The organism is Okeania hirsuta, assembly GCF_003838195.1.
Lineage (GTDB): Bacteria > Cyanobacteriota > Cyanobacteriia > Cyanobacteriales > Microcoleaceae > Okeania > Okeania hirsuta.
The window spans coordinates 1-2,068 of record NZ_RCBY01000520.1 but is presented as its reverse complement, the minus strand read 5'-3'; the positions used below and the strand labels follow the sequence as shown (position 1 = coordinate 2,068).

The 2,068-nt window shown below is 33.2% G+C and carries 1 protein-coding gene; it reads left to right on the top strand.

All coding sequences use genetic code 11. From position 1 onward, the window contains the following. Positions 1-70: 70 nt before the first annotated feature. Positions 71-1,162, top strand: coding sequence for an ATP-binding protein (locus D5R40_RS32450; RefSeq protein ID WP_124147787.1), 1,092 nt, complete (start codon positions 71-73; stop codon positions 1,160-1,162). Positions 1,163-2,068: the final 906 nt, after the last annotated feature.

Here is a 2,068-nt window from a genome sequence, read left to right as displayed (position 1 = left end):
AACCCAACCTACATTTTTAGGCGTGTCAGTCTACTACTTATATTTTTGATTAACTGAGGAGAATTAATTTATGCCTACAGGATGGAAAAAAGTCATAAATACAGAAGAAACAAAAAGTATAAATTCCAACCAACCTCCCGAACAAACTTCCACTAATAAATCCTCTGAAAAAACAACTGAAATAAACAGAATGGAAATGTTTATTCCAGAAAATCCTCAGAGAAGTTTAGACGACCTAATTGTTCCCTCAACCGTCAAAAATAGAATTGATACAGCACTAAATAGAATTAAATATCACCACACTTTATATGAACAGTGGAACTTAAAAAGTATAGACCCTCGCGGTCAACGTACCACAATTAATTTATTCGGATTACCAGGTACAGGTAAAACATTTTGTGCAGAAGCTATCGCTCACTTTTTAGGCAAAAAAATTATCAAAGTTAATTATGCAGAAATTGAGTCTAAATATGTCGGTGAAACTCCAAAAAATATTACCGCAGCTTTTGACAAAGCGAAAGAAACAGACTCAGTTTTGTTCTTTGATGAAGCTGACTCTATCCTCGGAAAAAGATTAACGAATGTCACTCAAAGTTCCGATCATGGAGTTAATGTTAGTCGCTCTGTAATGTTACTTCAGTTAGACAAATTTGATGGAGTAGTAATTTTTGCCACTAACCTCGCCAAGAATTATGATGGTGCATTTGTGCGCCGAATTTTGGCACATATTGAATTTGAATTACCAGACAAAGAATGTCGAATTAAACTATGGCAATATCTACTGCCAAAAGAAGTACCAATTACAGAAGATGTGAATCTAGAATGGTTAGCAAATGAATCAGAAGAACTTGCTGGAGGTGATATTTTAAACGTTGTAATTGCAGCAGCAAGTCGAGCAGTGATGAGAGAAGGAGAAGCTCAAAAAGTTTCCCCTTTTGACTTAGCTGAAGAAATCAAATTTGTGCGAGAAGCAAAGACAAAAATTGGTTCTCCTCACTATGAAACTAATCAACAAAAACCAAAAATTAAAGAGACAATAATAGAACCAGATGATTTATCTCCAGAACTTCGCGATCGCGACAGCGGAACGGAGTTCTATCGTTACGATAAAGCGATTTCAGAAATAGATAAATCTGAGGAAAATTTATCGGAAGTAGATTGATAAATATCTCTTGCTTTAGGGAACAGGGAATAGGGAGCAGGGAATAGAAAAGAAATCAAGATAGGTGAACTTCATTAACCTGAGAAAAACTATATCTATTCAAGAAAATAGAATTGTTAAGGCCAAAAAATCACAAAGGATATTCCAAATATATCAGGTACAGATATTATACCATTTTGATAAATGTTTGTTACAAATGGTAGGGAAGTTGCATGCAAGGTCCGTACGAAAGAAGGATGAGGGAAGAAGGAAGAAGGAGGAAATATCAAAAAAAAAGGGGAAAACAATAGATATAAATATCTAAAATGAATTGGAGCAGCTATTTTTAAGCATACCTGGTCGATATCTACCTTTTTGTAGCATTCTTTTTTCAAATTGGTATTAGCCACCTATTTTTGTAGTGCGGGTATCTTGCCTGCCATAACTGTACCTCACCCAGATAGAATTTTCTGTAATAATAGCTATTTATATTGACTACTGACTATTGACTACTAAAAATAACCCAAATATTTGTAGAAAAAATTTATCAATTTAGTATAATTTCTTGCTTTTCTCTTCCTTCAAAAAAATTGGCGATTGCTTACTTAAAATATGCAAAATCTAAACTAATCAAACTATCGTAATTCTCAAGAATGGTGAGGTACAAAATTAGCAAGTTTTAGGGAAAAGGGGATAGAGAATAGAAAAGAAGAAAAACAGCTATAACTGAGTAACCTGATAAACTCTATAAATATACTAATGAAAAAAAATCCAGAAAATTTCTTAACCTTTTCCTTTTTACTTCTTCCTTCTTGCCTCTTGATTAAATAACTCCAGAAATTTTTTAACTTCTTGCTTATTCAATAACTTCTTCCTTCTTCCTTCTTACTTCTTACTTCAAATAATTCCTGTTGTAAACGATAAATA